Raw genomic sequence first — 22,916 nt, 5'->3', positions numbered from 1 at the left:
CCCCTCAGCCCTTTCCAAAATAAAATAATTGCTCTTTTCATATGCCCCTTATTTTAAGCTTCTACCTATTTTCCTCCTCATCAAAGGCTTCATCTGCCAATCTTCCATAGCAACCAAGACGTTCTTCCTTTGACATCGGTTCTGCACAAAAAGCAGCCTCATGTTTCATTTGAGAAAGACGAGAAAAGAAATTCATACGGGTCGTGGTGTCTTTGCGCATGGAAGCACGTGTTCCTTCTGAACTATAATCAAAATTACGAGCATTGCGGATAGACATCGACATAGCAACTTCCATTGAATCTTGATTTGCTCCCATGTAAGTGAATGTCCAGCCTTCTTTGCGAAGTGTTTCCACAAGTGCCTTGATACTACTACCATTATATTCTTTGGACGCATTCTCATAACCGTCAGTAATGATAGTAACAACAACCGCAACATCCTCAATGTCTTTGATCTGTTTATGCATCGCAGTAAGGGTGAATCCCATAGCATCGTATAAAGGAGTTGAACAACATGGCTCATAGTCGTTAACCCTCAACTGATGTGCTTTACCCACAGGTACTTTGTCAAAAACATTACATGTCTCACAGCTACAAAAAGTAACCAGTGAAACGAAATGCTCCTGTGTGTCGGCAAATTTCTCTTGCGCTTTCTTGATTCCAACCAAGGTTTCGTTGAATCCATCCACCGCTGCTTGACGTATTCTCTGCATAGAACCACTACGGTCAAGGATTATTACATTGAAGATTTGAGTCTTCTGCATTGCTGTCTTGTCTTTTAGCTCTTCCATATTATCTGATATTTTTTGTGTTACAAACTTTATTTGTTTATGTGTATAGAGTAAAACAAGTAACCATTCCTATCATCAAAGTATATAAAAATCCCTCAGCCCATTCGATTTTATATCAAATTGAGCTGAGGAATACGATTTCCTTTATTCGGTAGTTCTTTACTTTACCTATTAATTGATGATGCATCAACTTCCCCAAAAATATCTACCACATCCATATCAGTATGCATCGACAAAGCCTTCGTTACAGCTCTTAATCTCTCACCTAATATCGGATGATTGAGAAAACCTTGCCCCCATACTGCTCCAAAACGCTCTTTGGCAATCCTTGCTGCACCTCCGATGTGGTATCCATCCAAATTGCTGCCAAAAACAAAGACCTCATTTTCTTCAAGAGACTCTATATTGTTTGGCGTAAATTTATCTTTCATGCGTTGTTCCTTTTTATTTTATTCTGTGCATTCTTTCCTATATGCCATCCGTCACACCAAGCACATTTGTATATAGAGAAATGCACGCCATGCTTCTTACCCATAGCCTCAGCAGCTCTTAATGCCACCTTCTTATTCGGATAAGGAATCTTGGGTTTCCCGCTACGACGAGAAATATGGCTATACTTGCTGAATATTCCAAAGGCATTGTGTGTGACAAAAATGTTTCGCCATGCACCCTTTCTTGTCAATTGGTTCCAAATGGCAAGAATACTATTTTTAAAACTTATTTTACATACATTCATCGGTTATATATATCTTGATGAAGTCTTATGGTTGGTGTTATATGACTACTATCGTATGCTTTTTTCTTGCGGTTTCTTGACCTCGAAAGCCTTCTACTTCATAAATCAGGAATATTCCTCTCTTTAGTGGAGTAAGTTCATGTGTTACAGTAGAATCGTCTGCACCACATAACGTGCACCGTTCTTTTTCGGAATATACATATTTGTAGTTATATTCCATGCGAAAAGCAGTTTTATCATACTCTATACGATATTCTATGCCAACAGAGCCATAAACCCTGCCTTTGAATGTCAAATGGTCACCATTAAGTTTAATTACTTGCATAACCTTTTTGATTATATGTAATGGAAATTGTTGTAGTTAAATACGGATAGTGAAGTTCTTTCAGCATCCATGTTTTTGATACGCTGTGGTATTTCGCATAGAGGGATAACCTCGTCAAGTAGCCAACGTAAGTGTCCAAACATGATGGTATTGGACTTTAGAATCTCCTGTTGTGTAGCCATGATACCATATTCCTCTGCTTCACTTTGCTCAGATATTATCATGCCTGAGAATAGCCCATGCAGTCCTTCTGCTCTTGCAAACTTGTCTGCATAACACCATATGCCAATGATATTACTACCGTGCTTACGCAAATGGAATGCGTGTGGGTGTCCAACAATGATTTTATCAAACTCATCCTTAGTGTCATCCCCTCGATAGAACAGCCCTTTGTCTGAGCCATGTCCAAGTAACATGATTCGTTCTTGTGTAGAAACATGATGCAACAAATGCTCCATTTTTTTATTAGAGCAATTACTGCTAACCATATTTGCATCCATACCCTCATATAGTGTAGAGAGTACAGAAGTCGTTCTGTCTTTTGGATGAATAACCAACATACTTACTTCTCGTATTTCCTCAATATTTCCTCCACATCGTCCATTGGCTGAAAAGGCACGATTATTTCCAAGTCCTTATTGATGATGCAATAGGCTTTTTCTTCGTCATTGTCTTCCATTCCGAAACCATCCTCATCAGCAAAGTAGCGTCCATCGGGATATATCATCCAAGAGATAGCGCAAACACCATGTCGGAAATTATCATATCTACCGAAACAATATCGAACAGATTTACAACCATTGAAATTTGGACATCCCTTATTTATTGCATCAAAGTCAATCTCGCTGTCTGCCACAAGAAGAGTTCCGTCTTCACTTACAAACTGCCTTGTCTTATCAGTTTCCTTATTGATGATGGTGAAACTTCTTCCTTCACTGCTAAGCACTGCCATATTCTCACCTATATCATAGGCATCCTTAAATTTATTCTTGTCCATATCCGTAAGTTTTTATTTGTTGTAACCCCTTATCTATCTGTAACGTAGCATTTCGAAATGTATTATTTCAACAACCAAAAAATCTTTTCAGCGATTGTTATGAATGCAAATCAATAATATTTGCTTTTCTTTATTGTGTGCATTTATTCAAAGACTTCAATATAGTTGGCATATTCAGGAAACCACTTGTCGAGCAAAGCATCCGTCTTTCGTTCAATCTCAGGAGTGATATTCTTACTCACTTTCTGATAGGCAACTGAAAGCGAAAAAGCTTCATCTATCCATCCTATAATAGGCAGACGCTTAGCTGAAATAAAGTCTATCGGGAACACCAGATAAGATATGGTTGACAATATCATCAACTTATCGCTCTTCGGAGTGTCTTTGCTCACCATGATGAAATATAGCACCAATAGTGGGCGAGCACTAATACGACCGACTTTCATCGCATACTCCTGCAGCCTGTCTTTCAATACTACTGTGTCTATAATACTTGGTCTGTTCATGTCTTTTAATTATTTTATTGTGATACGTTTTTATGTTATAGAGTTGGGAAAGGTAACCAATCTATCATAGAAAAAGAAAAACTTGCAAACCTTAATTTTCTGTTTGCAAGTTTCCTTAGTATATTAGACACACTTAACAATAAATCCACAATTACATTAGAATTAACAGAGTATTGTTAAACAGGTTCAGTATTTGACTACATTCAACAGTTTTTCTCTGGCATATATAGCACCTCCTCTTGCTTCCGGCATAGGGTCACACATAAATACTTTTTTCGTTGCAAAACCATCCATAACAATTGATTTTACCCACGGCATAAGGGTTCCGCCGCCATACAAAACAACACTATCAGCCTGTAAGCCTCCAAATTGGAACATTTTCTTTGAAATATTTCAGAATGACTGTAACAGTTCTACTTTATAATCATTTAAAACTTCATCCATGTTGCATTCGTAGTCAAAGAGGTAAGTCATTTTGTCTCTTATCCAGTTAGGGTCATACCTTGCTAAAATATCATGCCTCTGTATCACATTAAGTTGAAACGTAAAATCAGGATAGTATCCCTCTATCACACAATTCTCTTTTGCCTTTCTAATTTCGAAAAGCAACTCTAATAGTATGTTAACACTTTCCAAAGCATCACTCCGCAACTTATCCATCGTTTTTTGATAGACCTCCTGAAACCTCTCTTGTTTGCTATAATCAGCCAATATAATTTTTTCTATATTAGAAGCACCAAGCGAATAATCCGACCATGATAATTCAGGTACCACTATTCCATAATGCATAACTGTATAGTTTATCGCTGTGGGGCCGTAATCAATCAACAACACACATTTGTCTACATTTTTCTGTGAAACATCTTGCAAATAATAATTCGCATAAGCAGCAATACTTTCATTAATTGCCCACATTATCTCAACGCCAAACGGCTTAAGTGCATCATTAAGAAAGTTAGCATAATCCTGACCTTCCTTTTTTGTCCAGTTAGACGGGTATGTGACACAAAGATAAAAATTAGTACTGCCTTTACCATCTACCTTAAGTATATCGTTGTATTTAAGCATCAAGACATACAAAGATTTTATAAATGCAGTCAATGCTTTACAAGCTTTGCCATCACATCGAAGTACATCTATTTTGCGTATAAATCCAAATACCAATTCACCAATGTATGTTTCATATGAAAAATTTCCTACCCCATCATCATAAACTACAGTATTTAATTGTTGATCACTCCTGTAACATCCTTTCAACTTTAATACGTCTCCATATGCCCCAAATCTTTTGTCAAATCCGACAACCCAAGCACTCGTTTTGTAATTTCCAATCTTTATTGAAACTATGTATTCTTTCATCATGCAAAATTTAATACCCCACAATGCCACATCAGCATTGTGGGGCAGGAGTAAACAATTTTACTTTATGCTAAGCAAGTGCAACAATCAATATTTTATCCCTTGAACGTAGTCTGGAAAAGCTGATATTTGTAGAACACCTCTTTTGCAAGCGTTTTTACTTGCTGTTTTATGTTATCTACAGACGAAGCTAAACTGTTCTCATCGTATTTGAACCCCTTGCTGACTCCCTTTAACCAATTATGAATAGTCCCTATAATCTTTCTACATTCCGAAACAGTTCGCATCTTGTCCCATGTTATAGAAAAGAATGGTCTAGATATTTCACTTGATATCTTTTCATAGTATTCACCACCTTTTTCAAATCCTATTTCTGGAAAATTCAAAATATCAGGATTGATGTCTATATGAATGTCATCAACAGAAATGTCTATAGAGAACACAGATTGTACCACTTCCTTAATATCATTTGCTACTTTTTGGCTTATTGTCGTGCGAATGGTATCTGTCATTATGTTGCAGTATTTCTGGTTTTGGCTATTGAGACAGAATAGGAAATTTAAACCTTCGTCCCTTAACTCAGCTGCTGTATGGGAATTCTCACAAAGTTTGTCTGCAAAAGGTGGAAACAACTCGTCTACAGCTACATTCGTGGCTGTTCTGTCAGCATCAATATAAACTTCCTTATACTCATAGGCCTCAATCTTTTCCATAAAAAGCTCAAATGCCTTTATCTGATCACGCGCATAAAGAGCCGCGCCTTTTGACACTACAAAACTTGCATTGTTGTCAAGTTTGATTTCTGCTGTAGGAAAAGTGCTTTTCACCATTTCTTTAACCCATGGCATGAGGCTGGCACCACCGCTCATAATGACAGTGTCAACTTTTTTGTCCTTAAGTTTCTGAGAAATGTTTTTTGCAAGATTGGTAAAAGAGGAATGTACACCCTCCTTGTAGTCCCGCAAACACTTATCCATATCACATTCATAATCAAAGAGGTAAGACATTCTGTCTCTTCTCCAATTAGGATCAGACCCTACTAAAATATCATGCCTCTGTATCACATTATGTCGAAGCATAAAATCAGGATAGTATCCTTCTATCACACAATTCTCTTTTGCCTTTCTAATTTCAAAAAGCACTTCTGGCTGTATGTGAAGCCAACCTAAAGCATCGTGCCGTAGCTTGTCTTCTGTTTTTTGATAGACTTCCTGATACTCCTCTTGAGAGCTATACTCCATCAATATTGACTTCTCTATGTTGGAGGCACCCAAATAGTCGTTCGACCACTGGTCGTCAGAAATTTTCTTTCCATTATACATTAAGGTGTAGTCGATTGTACTTGAGCCGTAGTCGATGATGAGTACACACTTATCTGCAAATTCAGATGTAGAACCATGTGAGAAATATGCGGCATCGCTCTCGTTTATAACCCACATAACCTCAACGCCGAATTCTTTGAGAGCTTCATTGAAAAAGTCGACATATTCTATACGGTCATCATTGCTCCACTTTGTAGGACATGCTATACAAAGGTAGAAATTTGTATTTCCTTCTCCATCAGAATGCAAGCGGTCGTCGTTCATATTAAGAAGCCTTTTGTATATAGCCTTGATAAATTCTGTGTACGCTTTGTATTTCTGCGTATCTTTTCTCAAGTCACACACCTTTTTCTTAAACCCTCCAATCACATTTCCATCAGTATTATCAAGGCTAAAGTTTCCATTTTTGTCTTGATAGATAACGGAATAGATTGTGCGTAATTCTACTTTATTACTAGTCCTTAGTTTTAAAGCGTCACCTTGATGCTCCATTTGATTCTCCATTGGCACAATCCATGCAGACGTTTCGCCATGACCGAAATCCACTGCAACAATATACTCTTTTCTCATAATTGATGTTGTTTTTTAATAATTACATAGGAAACAACACGTTGCCCCTTACCACTATGTCTCCATTGCCCTTGTTGCGAACTGCTGGTTTTGTAGTTGCGGGTGATGTTATAGAGGGCGACTTGTCGGCATCAAAGAAGTCGGAATATTCAGGTGCAAAATCCACAAGCTCATATTTTATCTTCACAAGTAGCTTGCGTACCCCATTCTGAATTTCTTCATCACCTTCTACCCAAAGATCCTGTATCCACCGTAAAACCGAGGCATACTGATTCTCAAGTTGATTGCGGCGCACTATGTTGTGCATTGACTCATATATAAGGTCAATCTCATTAATGATACTTTGGGCCTCCTGATCAATTTTCACATTTATACTACCAAACTGACTGACCTTACTCATTGTAATTGCCTTACCCAAGAAAAAGCCTCCAATTGCCACTGCCAAACCGCCGCACCATCTTAGCATACTACTGTCATTCTGTATGAGCCATAAACCCAAGGCTCCAGCGATGCCACTACAGGCTAACTTAGACACCGATAATGGCTCGTGCTTAAACATCACAGTGCGTTTAATAACCAGTCTTGGAGTCACAAAATTAGCCAACTCGGCAACCATATCATGCAGAACATTGTCAGCATAACTATCCTCTTCCACACGCTCTTTAAGAATCTGGCGTACTGCCGCCATCGTTTCTTTCTCAACATCCTTAGTCCCAAGAGCTTGGATTATAAGGCGTTTCTCTTCATCTCTTTTCATAATAAATCGTTATCATTAGATTCTGTTCGTGGTTTTAAATATACACCCTTTGAAAGGCAAAAAGTGCTGTCGCGATTCGACATTACGGCTTTACACTGTGTTTCTGGTTCACTATTATTGCCCTCATCTGTTTCAAAATAGTCTACAGAGCTGTATTCATCGACACATTCCACATATTTTATGTCAAAATTTCTCGTCATCACCCTTTCAAGCAATTTTTGGTCCTCTGGTACCAAGTTCTTGTACACGTACGTATGCAAGTCGCCTATAAAAGCTTTATCGTCTTTTGTCATAAAATGCGCTTCAAGATATTTTCTAATCTTCCCCACAAAGACATCTATTTCTGACATTATTGACTCAGCCGTAGACGACATATTGACAGAATAGCCTTTTTTCTGCTTAATCACCAATTCATCATTTCTTTCACTTGGTTTCTCCTCATACTTGGTGTGTGTAATCACCACATACCTTAATGGCACTTTCCACAAATCTATCATGGTGTCAAACAGTTCTATATCGGCTTTAGGCACAGTAAGCTGCCCTTTTTGTGGGGTCTTGAAATTATCATCCAGCATCTTATGCAGTCTATAATGCATGATGTCATGTACCACCTTTTCCATTTCGCCAAAAGCTTTAGACGGATCAAACACGCCTTCGACAAAATTATTACTTTTGATGTCGTCAATTAACCTTGACAGTTTTTCTTCATCCATAGTTTATTTTCCCTAATGATTGACATTGTTTGTCGCATAAAACACATAGTTGTCATCGCTCTCTTGCACAAACGCCAAGAAATCATTGGCGTATTTCATTTTCTTGAAAGCCTCTTTACGCTTAATAAATGCATAGCAGCAATCAGGACAACGTATGTCCCCGTCTGATGTAGCCCATACAGGAAGACCATTCGCTAATGCCATCGACACGACATCGTCATGGTAGACCACACCATCACTTGGGGTATGCACTTCCATGCGTGTCCTTTTGGTTTCCACGTCTGCCGTCAAGCGCAACGACACCTTGTTCTGGTAGCTTGTTATCTTTCCTGGTAGTAAAACATGGCAAGCGTTACCGTAAAACAGACCTATAAGACATTCTTTTGGCTGCAGTACAGTATTCTTGATTCCCCATGTAACTGTTATTGGCTTTTGCGGATTGGCATTAACAAAGATACGGCGGTGAAGTGGGAACATCAGACCATCACCTTTTTCTATATCCACATCATCCCAGCACTCATTAAAATCTTTCAGTTGTAAACCAACCGTCTGTAGTTCATACACAACAGGAATATCGCTATCTTGCTCGTTTGCCCCTAATAACAGATACAAAACTGTTAGTCCGAGAATTGACTTTTTAGTCAGTCGGTTCTGCTTTTTTGCCTCATTTATGTAAGGCACGAGTCGATTAAGTTGAAATAATACCTTTTCACCGTTTTTTCCTGGCACATATAGTACATCTTTGTCCAACGTTGATACGGTTATTTCTTTGTCAGGATTTTCAAGCCATTGGCACAAAATGCGCAAAAGATAAAACTCTCTTTCATTATCGACAAACATCAGTGCATCACTCTTATTGCCAAAAGCACAATAACACCTTTGTTCCTCTATAAACATTTGGTAGAATTGTTCTTTCTTGTAAAGAAATTCGCCCAAGGTAAAGAACCTTCTGAAATCCGATATGCGCAATATTGTCACGCCTTGCATTGTTATCATTGCCATCTTTGTTTTACTATTTCCTTTGATATGCTATTAATTGTATTACGCACTATCACATACATACATTTGTCATACTTGCATGAGAGATGCTGATAGTGAACATCTTCCTTGTTACCTGTACGGTTAAGATCATAAAGCAAAGCCTTGCCGTTGTTCTCTGCTGACATATACAAAAGTTCATCATAGCCGTCAAAAGGCAATACCAATGAGTTCGAAGCATTCTTAAAATTATTAACAGACAATTGCCCATAGCAGCGTGCTATGTCGACAAGATTGGTTTCACCATAAGTCTTGGTCTCACGGATGGCTTCTCTAAGACATTCACAAAACTGCGGTGTATCAAACACGGCATCACCCACAGGTGATACATCTGAAGCATAGCCATTAAGAAATAGATTTTTCGCATTTTTTATGACTTGTTCGATGTCTGCACCAGTAAAGAATTTATTTAAGCGGTTAACACTTTTATCACAAAGTTCTTCCGTCAGCCATCCTTTCAGGCACAGAGATGTATCATTAAGCATCTTTTCAAATAAGGCAGCATTTACTTTTGACACATTGAAGAGAGGTAAAGCCTGTAGATTCTCACCTCTATCAGCTTCCTTGGTCTGCTTTCTGACAATAGATTCAAAAATCTTTCCACACTCCAGTGATGTAGGCATAAAGGTAAAGAACTTCTCATCAAATCGTCCATTGCGAAACATCTCGGGAGGCATCTTCGATATGTCGTTGGCCGTAGCAAACACGAAGCAAGACACATCACGATTGCCTTTTTCTTGCATCCACGTCAGAAACTTTCCGAACAAACGTTTGGTAACTTCTGAACCATTGACACCACTTGACCCAGAAAAAGCCTTTTCCATTTCGTCAACCCACAGTACACATGGGGATAACGCCTCTATCTTGGCCAATGCACTATCCATATTCTTTTCAGATTGTCCCACATACGTTCCTCCAAGATTTCCAAAATCCAACCTTACAAGGCTCAAACCAAAGCGTCCTGCCACATATTTTGCCATCATCGACTTACCAGAACCTGGCAAACCCGACACAAGAAGACCTTTTGGAGCCTCTTGCCTGTACTTCACGTACAAATATGGATTGGCCACTTGGTCACAGTGGTCGTTAAGCCATTTGGTCAAGCATCCAAGACCCGCAGGTTCGTTGACTGAAGGATTTTCTATTATCAACGCACGCGAATCTTCTATTATGCGGTCGGCATTTTTTCTTATACACTTCTTCAATGCGGCCATTCGCTCACTGCCGTTGCATGCAGATGTCTCAAAATATATTTTGCCAAGCTGCATACTACAGTCTTTTAGAACACTGTATATCTGCAGGTGTGTCATGCCACGCATGCAGTGATACAACTGCCTTAGAAAATCATTGTTACCAGCCATCAAATATCCATCGCTGTTCTTTTTCAACGAAACATCCTCTGTCTTGTTGAGATAAAGCGAAATCCATTGACAACATTCCTGCTCATCCATATAAGGGACAACAACTGTTGCTGTATACGGCTCTATGTATGACGGTATTTGAGGCTTCGACTTGGCGGGAATCAATATAAGCGAATTACGCATACAACACAATGTACGTTCGTTGCCTTTGGTCAATCGCATGTTGACATCAGCCAGACCGCAGCAGATATCAACATAGTTAGTCAGTGACATCAAAGGCAATTTAACCTGTTCGTCAACGGTATTGTCTGTAGTCCTGTACTGCGACTTGCCCATATAAACGAACAAGCGCGGTTTGCAGAACTCTGTCTGCTCGCCGACAGTGCTTTTTACAAACGTGTCATTATCAACAAACTTTACAGTAGGCGTAGGTGGTGTGTCATTGTTAGACGAGTTGTCACCAAGGCTATTGGGCAAAATTGCGGCTGAAGATACTATCTCTTTCGTGACATAACTATCTGCCCCAACAAGAAAACAAATATGTTTTCCCGAAAGATACGCTTTCTTCAGTTCCTCTATAGTTCTGCCAATGCAGCTCCTCAGATAAATACTAGCATTTTGCATAACAGTACAAGTACCTTTATTAAAGTTCTGTTTCAATCATTTGCTCATAATTGGTCTCAATATCTTTCAATTTCTGAGCCTCCCTTTCACATATCTTCTGATATTCATTCCAAACACCAGGGTTGTTTTTCCTTATATTATCCTTTATGACATCTATTGAACGGCGCGTTTCGTCCTTAACAACATGTTGTCCATTCACAAGAACAGAGAGGAGCGCATCAAGTTCTTCCATATTGCCATCAGCCTGCGCTTTCTTTATGTCGCCTATCATAAGCAAAGCCTGCAAGTCTTTGAATCCATACAAGACTTTCAGCTCCTTAGAGGTAATGTCGACATAATTACCAACAGAGTTTTTAACGCGTACAGTCAAGACGGGGAGTTCTTCAAACTCCTTATACTCCTTTATTGCAGCCTTTATTTCGGGGGATGAGTTATATATGCGATATGCTAGATATACTCTTTCTTTTGCTGTACTGAGCAAATTTATAATATCTTTTATTTTCATAAGAATTTTCTTTTTGTCATTATTTTTATACTAAACCACACCCTTACACTCATGAGTTTAATGCATTAAACACACTATTAGCGAAAAGATTGGCATCAAGCTCTATCACCTGAGCTACATACCCGCTATAATCAGCTTCGGTCTCACAACTCTGATAATGCTCCCAACTGTACAGCCACTGTGCAAGTCGTGCGTCAGAATAGCCGTGCTTGTTATCTACCAAAGAACAGAACTGTAGGCAATGGCGCAACTCGTGGCATATTGTCTTGACTGTCTGCTCTGGATCACTGAGCAACACGGCCCTGTTAATAACGATTCCTATAGAGTCTTGCCGAGGCTGTGCATAACCACGCATACATGGACTAAGATCCTCAAACTTAATCTCTTTCACGTCCACACCCATCTCTTTTGCAAGACCATTCACCACAACCTTGGTGAACTGCTCCTTTTCATCTACTGTGGAAAGTTGGGCATACCTACCGACTATATCGTCGCCAAAAATTTTTTGGAGATAGTCCTTGCAATTTGAGATAAGCTGATTATCAACCTCCTCAAACTGATAAGTTTGTGTGTATGACGCAAGAGCTGTCTGTAAAGATGATATCTGTTTATTCTTATCTTTCACTGCAGCGTAACATTTCATAGCCGCTGCTGTTACAGCAGAGACTAAAAGTACGGCACCGCCTATTATTACTGTAATTGGTTCCATAGATTAATCGATTTTTAAATGAGTTTCCAAACATAAACATTTAACATATGGAAACTGCCAAGCATGGGCAGTTTCCATACCTAATATTGCAACTTAAGCCATAGCTGGCTGTAAAGACTGCTGTGTTTCAGTCTCACCTGCAGGCTGTTCTACATTTGTACTGTTCTCCGAGGTTTGCGCTTTTGTTAAGACAGTACCGTTACATAGCGTGGTAGTAGCACTCTTAACTCGCTCCACCGCTTCTGCCGCCCATTCTTTAACCTTCGCTGCAAAAGTTTTCAACTTTGCGGTAAACGTCCCTATGTGGCTGTTATAGAATGTAACAAACATGTCAATAAGTTTTTCTGTTGCCTCAAAACCACGCTTTGACATATCAGACATAATAAACACCCCAACAATCAAGGACAGAAGAGAGGCAAAATAACCTATACCAATGATGTCCCAGATAACACTCATAACAGCCAATCCCACAAGTATAGAGAATGCGAACACTGCCAATGTGAGAGCTATGCCTATGGCTGCGCCCAGTATCCATTTCATAACAGTCTGCCATCTATCGAGTGAAATTTTTCCTTCCTCAAGTTCACCTGTAGTGATGATGGTTTCAATGCCAGCAGCGGCGAGAGAGCCAATCTGTTCAGCCGATAATTTATCACTACCGAAAGTTACATTCTCTTCACGTTGCTTGACATAGAGCCATAAAGCGACCATAAAGCGATTGTCATCCTTATGCAGTTTAATGTTTTCTGCAAGCTGCGCCATACCATCGGCACCAATACTTTCCATTAGCTTACCGGACATCGCCTTTATAGGCAGATTTGCATCAGCTACAGTCTCTATTGCCTTTAAGAGTTCATCCTCCGACATATTTGTGTTCTGATCAAGGACCTTTTGTGCTTCTTCCTTTGTGATTGTTTCAGCACCGGCAAGCTGGAGCGCAGTAAGCACGTTCACATAGCATGCCTTACGTTCTGCCTCACTCTTGTCTTTGGTAGCCTCTACAAGCTGACGAGCTATACCTGTATTGTTAGCTTCTGCATTGGCAGCAAACTGCTTGTCAAACTCAGCAATGCCTTTTTTTATGTCTTTCACAATGTCTTCTGCCTCAATTTGTGCCTCGCCAAATTTCTGCATTATCATTATCTGTGCCATTTCTTCCACTGACGTTACAGAACTATTCTCCCTTATAGAGTCAAAATCGTTCTGATAGTTTCTAATTGCCTCCACTGCTTGGTGAATGGTCTCTGCTGAAAAATTCTGTGTGTTCATAACAAATAAGTTTTTAATATGTTTTTACCTTATAGAGTACGTTAAACATCCCAATAAAGCAACTCAAGAGAATTTTTTATTCATTGTCATCTTTTTTTTCTTCGAAAGACACATCTGCAGCCATCCTTGGTAAAGAATTTAGGCTCTCTGTTCTGCCAATCGATGTCATGAAATCATCCTCACCTATCAATTGTTCAGCCTTTGCTTCACAACCTGCCTCATAAGCCAGCTGTAAGTGATAAAGCACGTCAAGCTCGCCGTTTTCTGCAAGTCGTTTTTTCAGTACTATTTTTTCGCTCTTTGACAGCCTGTCTTCAAGATAGTCCATCAATTCAATGTCTTTTATCAAATGTTTCATAATGTCTTTTTTCTTCTATATTCCTCAATAAGTTTGCGAAGGTGTTTTTTGGCACGCTGCTTCAATAGCGACATTGCATTCTGTCGCTGTGTGCGCGTGTAGCACGACGGCGGTATTTTGCTATCAACATATTGAATCAGTTCGTCAAACACGTCAAGAGAATTGCGTTCCTCCATCACAAGATATTTGAGCACAACGCGATCTTTCTCAGGAAGGTGCTTCCACGCCCAACCTATTTCTGTGTCTGTATCACAAACTTCGCCAATCTCGATTTCATCAAAACCGCTATACTTGTTTAGAATATCAAGACCTACATTTTCAATCACACAAAATGAGCTATTTGCATGTTTTTTTTCATTATCTTCTTTTTTCTTCAGCTTTACAAAGTAACGCATACTGATGGTACTAACATAAGAATAAAGCCTTGCAGGACGTTTGTCGCTAACAGTTCCCTTATACAGTTCTATCTTATGCCATGTCGGAATTCCATCATGAAATGCAGCTCCTATAAACTCAAAATATTCAGTTGTTACTGTAGGCGAATAACAGTATACACCTTTAACCAAGACTGGCGGACGGCACATAATGTTTTTGCCAATATAATCAAGAATTTTAATAGAAAACTCTTCTAAGAAAAAGTTCACCGCTAAAGAGTCATTTTTTACTACACGTCTAGCTATCTCAAGATCAGCATTGACATCTTGCATCTTTTTCAATACATCGAATGATAGACTGTTCATATCAGATAAACTTACATTCATAAAATCAATATTAAAGGTATTTTTCAATGGTTACACGCAAATCTTGTGTAAATATCTTTTTTACAATCATTGCTATGTCTATATAATAATGTATAGAAACCTTTTAATTCTGCTTATCTTATACCACCTCACAATAAGCACTCGGCACGTATGCCGTCATAACAGTCAGCAGGTTGTCCACTACAATACCCACTCGCTGCTGTCCTTTATGACGTGCCACTCTTCCCACAAAACCTTTAAACTCACCTTTAACCACTCGTACCAACTGACCTTTCTCAAATTTTTGAATTTCTTCAGAAACAATGATAACATCATCTTCTTCTGAAGTACACGCAATTTTGAGGCTTTTCATCTGATAGTCGGGAACTATTAATGGAGTCTTTTCGATTCTGCGACCAATGTGGACGTGTCGATAATAAAAACGAAGGAAGGAGAGGTTTACGTTGTCGTAAACATAAGTCTTGAGTTGTTCTTCGGTGCCGTAGGCGAAGAAAATGTTTGGTAAACGTGACTCGGTAACAACTTTGCGTTTACCATTTATGAGTTTAACCGAATTGATTGTAGGATAGAAAGCCGTAACACCTTTGGATTTCATATAGTCGTATGCTGTCTTTTCTCTGCCGTAAGTGCATCGTAGAGCATACCAATGTGGAGTGTCTTCCCCCGTTTGTGCTTTAGGCATTACTGCTAAATGTGCACTTCTGGTGGACACCCCTGTATGTGAGCTCTCGGCTTTTATAAAACTTTGAGCTTCGGGGAGGGCGTTGGAGATAAATCCAGCGCTGGGAGGGATTTCACCACCTCCATAGGTGTGTACATCTTTTAGTGTACGTTCATCGACTTTCATATCGGTGTTAACTTATTCTAAGCAGAACCCAGTTAAAAAAAGGCAAAAAAAGAGCGTGGAATCGTCCTGTTGTCCATTCCACACACTGAGGCTCTTCCAACTGCCTATCAAAGTCGAACAGACAACGTCAGAGCCCACGCCGATATGAAATCGATACCGTAAAGAGACCTATATAATACATTTGATTGCACCCAACAGGGTACAATCTATGCTTACAAGGTCTCCACGGGATTGATATAATCACACTCGGGACATCTACCGTTGACTATATTCGAGACTTTGATACTGATAGTTTTGGAAGATTTCAGTGTGTCTCAAACACAGCGTCGATAAACGCCTTCTATGTCTGGATTGTATTCCCACCCAAGCCCGCTTTCGTATAGATATGTCATGGTTGACTTCGCTACACTCAGCACGGCGTAGGCTGCCGACCCAGTTATCATGAAAGAACTCGTCTTACAGCGACAACTACAGTCTGGCTATACAATCCAAACGCAAAGATATAGAAAATAATTAAGATAACAGCAAGAAAAAATAAGAAATATTTATAGTTATATGCAAATTCAAGATTATTTATACTAACATTTTTGCAAGTCAAATATTTTGTATAAGCCAAAAGGTCAGGATGTATAAACATTGCATCCTGACCTTTATATTTATATTCGAATTTTATACTTCTACCACTATTGCTTCACCGTGCGGAACCTCTTCACTATACCTATCATGAGCGAATGGGTGTAGATGTGGGTCTTGAGGTTGTTCACCTGCGACTGTTCGATGGTTCCCAGGTAGCCGATGCGCCATGTAGTGCGGGCCAGACGGAAGTCGAGGGTGAGCATCTGACGCAACGACGGGGTTGACCCTACGGTCGTCGGCACGCAGTTGTGGTCGTAGTTGCCACGGTTGAATATCTCGTAATACGACTGTCCGTAGTTGGGCGAAAACATCAATCCGAACAAAGGTGCCGAGGCTTCGTAATGCAATACTACCGGATAACGAACTGCGTCGCCTGGTCGGAAGGCAATGCCACACTTGCCGTTTGGGCGTCCTATAGGATAGTCGAAGCCCACTGTAGGCTCTATATGGAGCGAAAGGCGCGCATTGGCAGGGTTGTTGCCGTTGCGGGTATTGTATATCATACCGATGTTGGCGGCTGCCGTTCCACCGGCAATGAGTTGCAACGGATGGCTCCACAGGCTTACGTTCCACTTGCGCAGAAGCGAGTAGCGAAACGTATAGCCTCCCGCCATCTCACCGCCATTGCCTGAGCGGTTGTCTGCATAGGCTACGTTGCCCTCGTGCTGGAACTGATTGATCCACACGGTGGAGTCCTTCTCGCGACGAGTGTGCGAGAGGAAGCGTATGTCAACGCCACGATACTTCTCGGGCGAGAGATAGGTGTCGAGCATATTGGTTGCTCCCACGCCTATCATCATGGCATTGGTCTTGAGTGTTGGACGCTCTCTGCGCACTGCTTGAGCCTCATCCTGAGCTGAACAGCACTCCGTTTTAGCCGAACAGCACTCGGTTTGGGCAGAAGCCGAAAGAGCGCCATTGCCAATCAGCGCGATGCCAATGAGTATATACTTAAAGATCTGCATTCTCAGTAAATATGTTGAGTTGTCCGGTCATTTCGTCTATCACCTGCTGCTGGCTCTTACCAGCATCGGGATCGAGGTTTTCGGGTTCTTCATCGGCAGCGTCGTCAGCCTCTTCTGTCTCCGGTTCGGGGAATCGTGTAGGCTCCAGTTCCTTTACGTCGGCTACTTCAAGCGTAGTCACACGTTTGCCCTTCGCCTTGAATCCCTTGACAGCGATAAACTCTTCGGCATCGATTTCGAGTGGCGGACGTTGCATGGTCGAGCCGTCAGGAGCCGTCGTCGGAGCATAGTCAATCTCGAAACGCGGATAAGCGGTATCGGTAAGCAGCACAAGTCGGCTATCGGGATTCTCACCAAGATAGTTTTGCTGACGCTTGGTTGCCTCCATACGGAATCGCTTCAAGTACAGGTTGTTGTCGTTGTCGGCATCGTACAGCACGGCTGTCCACACCTTGTCGGGATCCCACTTCTCGATTATCTTGATGTTCGACTCGTAATGGTTGTTGGCATCGAATGTCGAGATGTAGAAGTTGCAGTCGTCGAGCACTACGAGTATTGAGTCGTCGTCGTAGAACTCACCGAGCAGTCGGCCGTGCTCGTCGTAGTTGAGTCGGTTGACATCGGGGTCGTACCACACCTTGCGACCGCCCAGAGTAGAGTGTCCATGACTCTTCAGTCCGATGCGGTGGATGGGGTTGCGCGTCACGAGGTTGCCCTTCGATGTGCGTCCCTTGATGCCAATCTCCGAGAAGTCCTTGTCGATGAATATTCGCTTCAGCTTCGGATTGGCTTCGAGCGTAACCTTGATTACCTCAGCCTCGCCATTGGGGTTGGCTGTGAAATAGAGCACGCGCGAGCCAGGGGTGCCCTGCGTGAGGTCGTAGTCCTTGCCCACTGTCATTGTAGGCACAAAGAAACGCTTGATGTATGCGGGTCCGTTCTTGCCGTCGCGGTATACTACATTATAGATAGTACGCTTGTCGTTGCGCTTGAACACCTGAACGTGCAGTATGTTCTTGCCCACGAATATCTTGTCGGCAGCACGCACCATCTTGTATTTTCCGTCCTTGAAGAACACTATTATGTCGTCGATGTCGGAGCAGTTGCACACAAACTCATCCTTCTTAAGGCCGGTACCGATGAATCCTTCCTGTCGGTTGATGTAGAGTTTCTGATTAGCCTCTACCACCTTCGAAGCCTCGATGGTGTCGAAACTGCGTATCTCGGTGCGTCGCGGATGGTCCTTGCCATACTTGTCGCGTATGTATTCAAACCAGTGTATGGTGACGTCGGTCATGTGGGCGAGGTCGTACTCTATGTCGGCAAGTTCTGCCTTGATGCGTGCAATGAGTTCGTCGGCCTTGTCCTTGTTGTACTTCAGTATGCGCTGCATCTTGATTTCGAGCAGTCGCAGAATGTCGTCGCGTGTGATTTCGCGGTGGAACGTGTATTCCACCATCTCCTGCTCCACAATGCCTTCAGCCGAAGTCTTGGCAGAAGGCACCCGGAATATCTGGTTTTTGAACGGTTCGAGCTTTGAGTCGATGAACGCTACGACCTCGTCTTGCGACTTCGACTGCTCGAACTTCTTCTCCTTATATATACGTTCCTCAATGAAAATGCGCTCCAACGACGAGAAGAACAGCTGCTCTTCAAGTTCAGCCTTGCGTATGAGGAGTTCCTTGCGCAGCAGACCCATTGTGGTGTCGGTGCTGTGGCGCAGCACGTCGCTGACGGTGAGGAAGCACGGTTTGTTGTCCTCGATTACGCAGCAGTTGGGCGAGATGTTTATCTCGCAGTCGGAGAATGCGTACAATGCGTCGATGGTCTTGTCGCTCGACACGCCCGGAGCGAGGTGAACCTGAATCTCAACTTCGGCTGCCGTGTTGTCATCTACCTTCTTTGCCTTGATCTTTCCCTTGTCAATGGCCTTGAGTATCGAATCAATGAGCGTTGTGGTAGTCTTCGAGTAGGGTATCTCGCGTATGACGATGGTCTTCTGGTCGAGCTTCTCTATCTTGGCGCGCACCTTTATTATGCCTCCACGCTGGCCGTCGTTGTATTTTGCCACGTCAACCGATCCGCCTGTAGGGAAGTCGGGATAAAGCTGGAATTCCTCGCCACGCAAGTAGTGAATGGCTGCATCGCATATCTCGACAAGGTTGTGCGGCATTATCTTCGAGCTGAGTCCTACGGCAATACCCTCAGCTCCCTGTGCCAAAAGCAGCGGAAACTTGGCAGGCAGCGTTATCGGTTCCTTGTTACGACCGTCGTAAGAGAGTTGCCAGTCGGTAGTCTTGGGATTGAAAACCACGTCGAGCGCAAACTTCGAGAGGCGTGCCTCGATGTATCGTGGAGCCGCAGCACGGTCGCCGGTGAGTATGTTTCCCCAGTTACCCTGGCAGTCTACGAGCAGATCCTTCTGTCCCATCTGCACCAGAGCGTCACCTATCGAGGCGTCACCGTGCGGATGGAACTGCATGGTATGGCCCACAATGTTTGCCACCTTGTTGAATCGGCCGTCGTCCATGCGCTTCATCGAGTGCAGGATGCGTCGCTGCACGGGTTTCAAGCCATCCTCAATATGAGGCACGGCACGCTCAAGTATGACGTACGAGGCATAGTCGAGAAACCAGTTCTGATACATGCCGCTCAGATGATGAACAGCCGATGCGTCAAAACGGTTCACCGGCTTGTAATCGGAATGTTTGGTTGGAGCCGATGTCTCTGCCGCAGCATCGTCGTCGACTGTCTCAGTGTCAGCACTTTTTGTGGTGTCGTCGTTCGATTCTACGTTGTCCATCTTCATTTCTTCATTATCTCTTATCTCGTCGTCCATATATTGCCGTGTGGGTTTATAATTTTAAGTTGGGAATAAATTCAGTTGACTCGCAAAAGTACGAAAAAAAAGTGGAAAATCAAAATATAATGTGTACGTAACTACTGACGTAGCATTTTTTTCACATTCTCATATACCTTGTTTTGGCATATAATTTATAACTTTGCACATTGTGAACGTTAACAACATCAACAAGAATATGGAATCCAAACATCACTACACTGGTCTCACCGCGGCGCAAGTGGCAGAAAGCCGAGCTAAGTATGGCGAGAACGTGCTCACTCCGCCCGCTAAGGAACCGCTGTGGCGGCAGTTTCTCGACAAGTTCCGCGACCCGCTCATCATCATACTGCTCATTGCCGGCGTGCTCTCGATTGTAATTTCATGCTACGAGTACTTCGGTATGGACGACGGTATGACGGTCTTCTTCGAGCCTGTAGGCATATTCGTTGCAATTATGCTGGCCACGGGCCTTGCGTTCTACTTCGAATATCAGGCCGATAAGGAGTTTGCCATTCTCAATCAGGTCAATGACGACGAACCGGTGGAAGTGATACGCGACGCTAACACTACGCAGATACCGCGACGCGATGTTGTTGTGGGCGACATAGTGCTGATAAACACTGGCGAGGAGATTCCTGCCGACGGCGAACTGATTGAAGCCACACTGCTGCATGTCGACGAATCAACGCTGACAGGCGAGCCTATATGTACCAAGACGACCATAGAGAGCGAGTTTGATGCCGACGCCACATTCCCATCCAACCACGTAATGAAAGGCACCAAGGTGATGGAGGGACACGGCATAATGCGCGTGCTTGCCATTGGCGACCATACCGAGCAGGGCAAGGTGTTCGAGGCGGTGCAGATAGACAATTCGGTGAAGACTCCGCTCGACGAACAGCTCGACGGACTGGGTCGGCTCGTTGCCAAACTGAGCTACTGCGTAGGCGCTGGCATCATCATTGGCCGTATTCTGATGTATTTTCTTTCACCCTCTTACGAGCAGTTCGAATGGCTGCCGTTCATCGCCTATATGCTCAAGACGCTCATGATAGCCGTCACACTGGTTGTGGTTTCGGTGCCCGAGGGTCTGCCTATGGCGGTGACACTGAGTCTGGCGTACAGCATGCGACGCATGCTCAAGACCAACAACCTCGTACGCAAGATGCACGCTTGCGAGACGATGGGTGCCACAACAGTGATATGCACCGACAAGACGGGCACACTGACGCAGAACCAGATGCGTGTGGACAGCCTGCAGCTGTACGGACTCGACGAAAAGAGCTCGGCTGTGAGCGAGGCTATGGCGCTAAACTCTACAGCACAGCTCGACTTAACCGACCCCAGCCACCCTACCGTACTCGGTAATCCAACAGAGGGCGCACTGCTACTGTGGCTCTGTCAGCACGGCGTAGACTATCGTGAGCTGCGCGACTGTTCAAACATTGTCGACCAACTGCCGTTCAGCACCGAGCGCAAGTATATGGCAACTGTGGTAGACTCGGCGCTGATGCTCGGCCGACGCATTCTGTACGTCAAGGGCGCGCCCGAAATCGTGTTCGGCATGTGCCGCACTATGGGCGAAGGCGCTACTCGCGAACGTGTGGAGAAACAGCTGCTCGACTATCAGAACCACGCCATGCGCACACTTGGCTTTGCATTCCAGATACTCGAAGACGGCGACACCGCCATCAGCAACGGACACGTCACTGCCAACCGACTGCACTTTATCGGCATCACAGCTATTGCCGACCCCGTACGCAGCGATGTGCCGGCTGCCATCAAGGAGTGCATAGACGCCGGTATTAGCATCAAAATTGTTACGGGCGACACACCTGGTACGGCTCGCGAGATAGGCAGACAGGTGGGATTGTGGACCGACAAGGATACAGACCGCAACATCATAACCGGACCTGAGTTTGCCGCACTGAGCGACAACCAGCTGCTCGACCGCGTGCTCGACCTCAAGATTATAGCACGCGCACGACCTATGGACAAGAAGCGACTGGTAGAAGCTCTGCAAAAGCTAAATCAAGTGGTAGCCGTGACGGGCGACGGAACCAACGACGCCCCTGCCCTACGGGCTGCACAAGTGGGACTGTCGATGGGCGACGGAACATCGGTGGCTAAGGAGGCATCCGACATCACCATCATCAACAACTCGTTCTCGTCAATAGGCAAGGCTGTGATGTGGGGACGCTCGCTGTATCAGAACATACAGCGATTCCTGCTCTTCCAGCTCACCGTCAACGTAACGGCGTGCCTCATAGTGCTCATCGGAGCCTTTATAGGCACCGAGTCGCCACTCACCGTGACACAGATGCTATGGATAAATCTGATTATGGACACTTTCGCAGCCATGGCGCTGGCATCGCTGCCCCCGTCGGAGAGCGTAATGCACGACCGTCCGCGCGACCGCCACGCATTCATACTCACACGACCCATGTACGGCGAAATATTGGGCGTAGGCGGACTGTTCTTCGTGTTGCTGTTCTTCTTCCTGCTAGTGTTCAAACATGCCGACATAAGCAGTCTAAGCGATATGCTTACGCTCAACTATCTGCAGATATTCGCAGGATTTGGCACTCTGGCGTTTTGGACAGAGGGACATCTCACTGCCTACGAACTGACACTGCTGTTCACCATATTCGTCATGACACACTTCTTCTACCTGTTCAACGCCCGCGCCTTCGAGACGGGACGTTCGGCGCTCCACTTCGGCGGATGCAAGGGTCTGCTCACCATCGTTGTGATAATATTCGTAGGACAGGTGTTGATGGTGGAGACTCCGATACTGCAGAACTTCTTCAACGTGGTGAGCCTGTCGCTGCAGGACTGGATAGCTATAATCATAGGTTCGAGCCTCGTGCTGTGGGTGCGCGAGGCTTGGCACCTTGCAACTGCAAGACAACTCAAATGAATCTTT

At 43.3% G+C, this 22,916-nt stretch carries 22 protein-coding genes and 2 pseudogenes; 1 reads left to right on the top strand and 23 read right to left on the bottom strand.

The annotated features are described in order from the left end of the window. Window positions 1–61: 61 nt before the first annotated feature. The 23 genes and pseudogenes from I6E38_RS01240 to I6E38_RS01135 all read right to left on the bottom strand — a co-directional run bounded on the left by I6E38_RS01240 (window position 62) and on the right by I6E38_RS01135 (window position 19,987). The gene (locus I6E38_RS01240) at window positions 62–790 is read right to left on the bottom strand and encodes a vWA domain-containing protein (RefSeq protein ID WP_235392276.1); all 729 of its coding nucleotides are present in this window, start codon (window positions 788–790) and stop codon (window positions 62–64) included. Between the two features lie 164 nt (window positions 791–954). Then, a pseudogene (locus I6E38_RS01235) lies at window positions 955–1,071 on the bottom strand (hypothetical protein); the annotation flags it as partial. A 6-nt stretch (window positions 1,072–1,077) separates the two neighbouring features. Then, window positions 1,078–1,221 (bottom strand): annotated as a pseudogene (locus tag I6E38_RS15565) (A1S_2505 family phage non-structural protein); the annotation flags it as partial. Beyond that, window positions 1,218–1,472 (bottom strand): hypothetical protein, encoded by a 255-nt coding sequence (locus I6E38_RS01230; RefSeq protein ID WP_235392275.1) that lies wholly within the window; start codon window positions 1,470–1,472, stop codon window positions 1,218–1,220. The gene I6E38_RS01230 and the pseudogene I6E38_RS15565, both read right to left, overlap by 4 nt. A gap of 91 nt (window positions 1,473–1,563) precedes the next feature. After that, window positions 1,564–1,851, bottom strand: coding sequence for a hypothetical protein (locus I6E38_RS01225; protein WP_235392274.1), 288 nt, complete (start codon window positions 1,849–1,851; stop codon window positions 1,564–1,566). A gap of 11 nt (window positions 1,852–1,862) precedes the next feature. Next, window positions 1,863–2,351 carry a hypothetical protein gene (locus tag I6E38_RS01220; RefSeq protein ID WP_235392273.1) on the bottom strand — a complete coding sequence of 163 codons (489 nt, stop codon included), beginning with the start codon at window positions 2,349–2,351 and terminating at the stop codon, window positions 1,863–1,865. Between the two features lie 62 nt (window positions 2,352–2,413). Continuing rightward, on the bottom strand, window positions 2,414–2,848 hold the full coding sequence (locus I6E38_RS01215; protein ID WP_235392272.1) for a hypothetical protein: 435 nt from the start codon (window positions 2,846–2,848) through the stop codon (window positions 2,414–2,416). A 143-nt stretch (window positions 2,849–2,991) separates the two neighbouring features. Further along, window positions 2,992–3,354 carry a YkvA family protein gene (locus I6E38_RS01210; protein ID WP_235392271.1) on the bottom strand — a complete coding sequence of 121 codons (363 nt, stop codon included), beginning with the start codon at window positions 3,352–3,354 and terminating at the stop codon, window positions 2,992–2,994. A 186-nt stretch (window positions 3,355–3,540) separates the two neighbouring features. Next, complete coding sequence (locus I6E38_RS01205; RefSeq protein ID WP_235392270.1) at window positions 3,541–3,732, bottom strand: hypothetical protein; 192 nt, start codon at window positions 3,730–3,732, stop codon at window positions 3,541–3,543. A 15-nt stretch (window positions 3,733–3,747) separates the two neighbouring features. Then, complete coding sequence (locus tag I6E38_RS01200; RefSeq protein WP_235392269.1) at window positions 3,748–4,716, bottom strand: acetate and sugar kinases/Hsc70/actin family protein; 969 nt, start codon at window positions 4,714–4,716, stop codon at window positions 3,748–3,750. 92 nt (window positions 4,717–4,808) lie between these two features. Continuing rightward, complete coding sequence (locus I6E38_RS01195; RefSeq protein ID WP_235392268.1) at window positions 4,809–6,605, bottom strand: Hsp70 family protein; 1,797 nt, start codon at window positions 6,603–6,605, stop codon at window positions 4,809–4,811. Window positions 6,606–6,627: 22 nt separating this feature from the next. Next, window positions 6,628–7,362, bottom strand: a complete 735-nt coding sequence (locus tag I6E38_RS01190) for a hypothetical protein (RefSeq protein WP_235392267.1) — start codon at window positions 7,360–7,362, stop codon at window positions 6,628–6,630. After that, window positions 7,359–8,075: a hypothetical protein gene (locus I6E38_RS01185; protein WP_235392266.1), complete on the bottom strand. Its 717-nt coding sequence runs from the start codon at window positions 8,073–8,075 to the stop codon at window positions 7,359–7,361. The genes I6E38_RS01190 and I6E38_RS01185 overlap by 4 nt, the downstream gene beginning before the upstream one ends. Window positions 8,076–8,087: 12 nt before the next feature. Next, on the bottom strand, window positions 8,088–9,077 hold the full coding sequence (locus tag I6E38_RS01180; RefSeq protein ID WP_235392265.1) for a hypothetical protein: 990 nt from the start codon (window positions 9,075–9,077) through the stop codon (window positions 8,088–8,090). After that, on the bottom strand, window positions 9,068–10,951 hold the full coding sequence (locus I6E38_RS01175; RefSeq protein WP_235392264.1) for an AAA family ATPase: 1,884 nt from the start codon (window positions 10,949–10,951) through the stop codon (window positions 9,068–9,070). Before I6E38_RS01175 ends, I6E38_RS01180 begins: the two co-directional genes overlap by 10 nt. Window positions 10,952–11,117: 166 nt before the next feature. Next, window positions 11,118–11,603: a hypothetical protein gene (locus I6E38_RS01170; RefSeq protein ID WP_235392263.1), complete on the bottom strand. Its 486-nt coding sequence runs from the start codon at window positions 11,601–11,603 to the stop codon at window positions 11,118–11,120. Window positions 11,604–11,652: 49 nt separating this feature from the next. Further along, window positions 11,653–12,312 carry a hypothetical protein gene (locus tag I6E38_RS01165; RefSeq protein ID WP_235392262.1) on the bottom strand — a complete coding sequence of 220 codons (660 nt, stop codon included), beginning with the start codon at window positions 12,310–12,312 and terminating at the stop codon, window positions 11,653–11,655. Between the two features lie 93 nt (window positions 12,313–12,405). Then, window positions 12,406–13,581 carry a hypothetical protein gene (locus I6E38_RS01160; RefSeq protein ID WP_235392261.1) on the bottom strand — a complete coding sequence of 392 codons (1,176 nt, stop codon included), beginning with the start codon at window positions 13,579–13,581 and terminating at the stop codon, window positions 12,406–12,408. A gap of 76 nt (window positions 13,582–13,657) precedes the next feature. Beyond that, window positions 13,658–13,939 carry a hypothetical protein gene (locus I6E38_RS01155; protein WP_235392260.1) on the bottom strand — a complete coding sequence of 94 codons (282 nt, stop codon included), beginning with the start codon at window positions 13,937–13,939 and terminating at the stop codon, window positions 13,658–13,660. Next, the gene (locus I6E38_RS01150; RefSeq protein ID WP_235392259.1) at window positions 13,936–14,700 is read right to left on the bottom strand and encodes a hypothetical protein; all 765 of its coding nucleotides are present in this window, start codon (window positions 14,698–14,700) and stop codon (window positions 13,936–13,938) included. The genes I6E38_RS01155 and I6E38_RS01150 overlap by 4 nt, the downstream gene beginning before the upstream one ends. 118 nt (window positions 14,701–14,818) lie before the next feature. Next, window positions 14,819–15,547: a UpxY family transcription antiterminator gene (locus I6E38_RS01145; RefSeq protein WP_235392258.1), complete on the bottom strand. Its 729-nt coding sequence runs from the start codon at window positions 15,545–15,547 to the stop codon at window positions 14,819–14,821. 683 nt (window positions 15,548–16,230) lie between these two features. Then, entirely contained in the window at window positions 16,231–17,148 is a 918-nt protein-coding gene (locus I6E38_RS01140; RefSeq protein ID WP_235392257.1) for a DUF3316 domain-containing protein, read from the bottom strand. Then, on the bottom strand, window positions 17,135–19,987 hold the full coding sequence (locus I6E38_RS01135) for a DNA gyrase/topoisomerase IV subunit A (RefSeq protein WP_235392256.1): 2,853 nt from the start codon (window positions 19,985–19,987) through the stop codon (window positions 17,135–17,137). The genes I6E38_RS01140 and I6E38_RS01135 overlap by 14 nt, the downstream gene beginning before the upstream one ends. Before the next feature lie 199 nt (window positions 19,988–20,186). Here I6E38_RS01135 and I6E38_RS01130 point away from each other — a divergent pair, with 199 nt between their 5' ends. Next, on the top strand, window positions 20,187–22,910 hold the full coding sequence (locus I6E38_RS01130) for a calcium-translocating P-type ATPase, PMCA-type (protein WP_235392255.1): 2,724 nt from the start codon (window positions 20,187–20,189) through the stop codon (window positions 22,908–22,910). The last annotated feature ends 6 nt before the right edge of the window (window positions 22,911–22,916 follow it).

It is taken from the genome of Leyella stercorea (genome assembly GCF_021531355.1).
In the GTDB taxonomy this organism is placed as follows: Bacteria; Bacteroidota; Bacteroidia; order Bacteroidales; family Bacteroidaceae; genus Prevotella.
The sequence above is the reverse complement of the archived record's forward strand: the minus strand, read 5'-3'. Positions and strand labels throughout refer to the sequence as shown.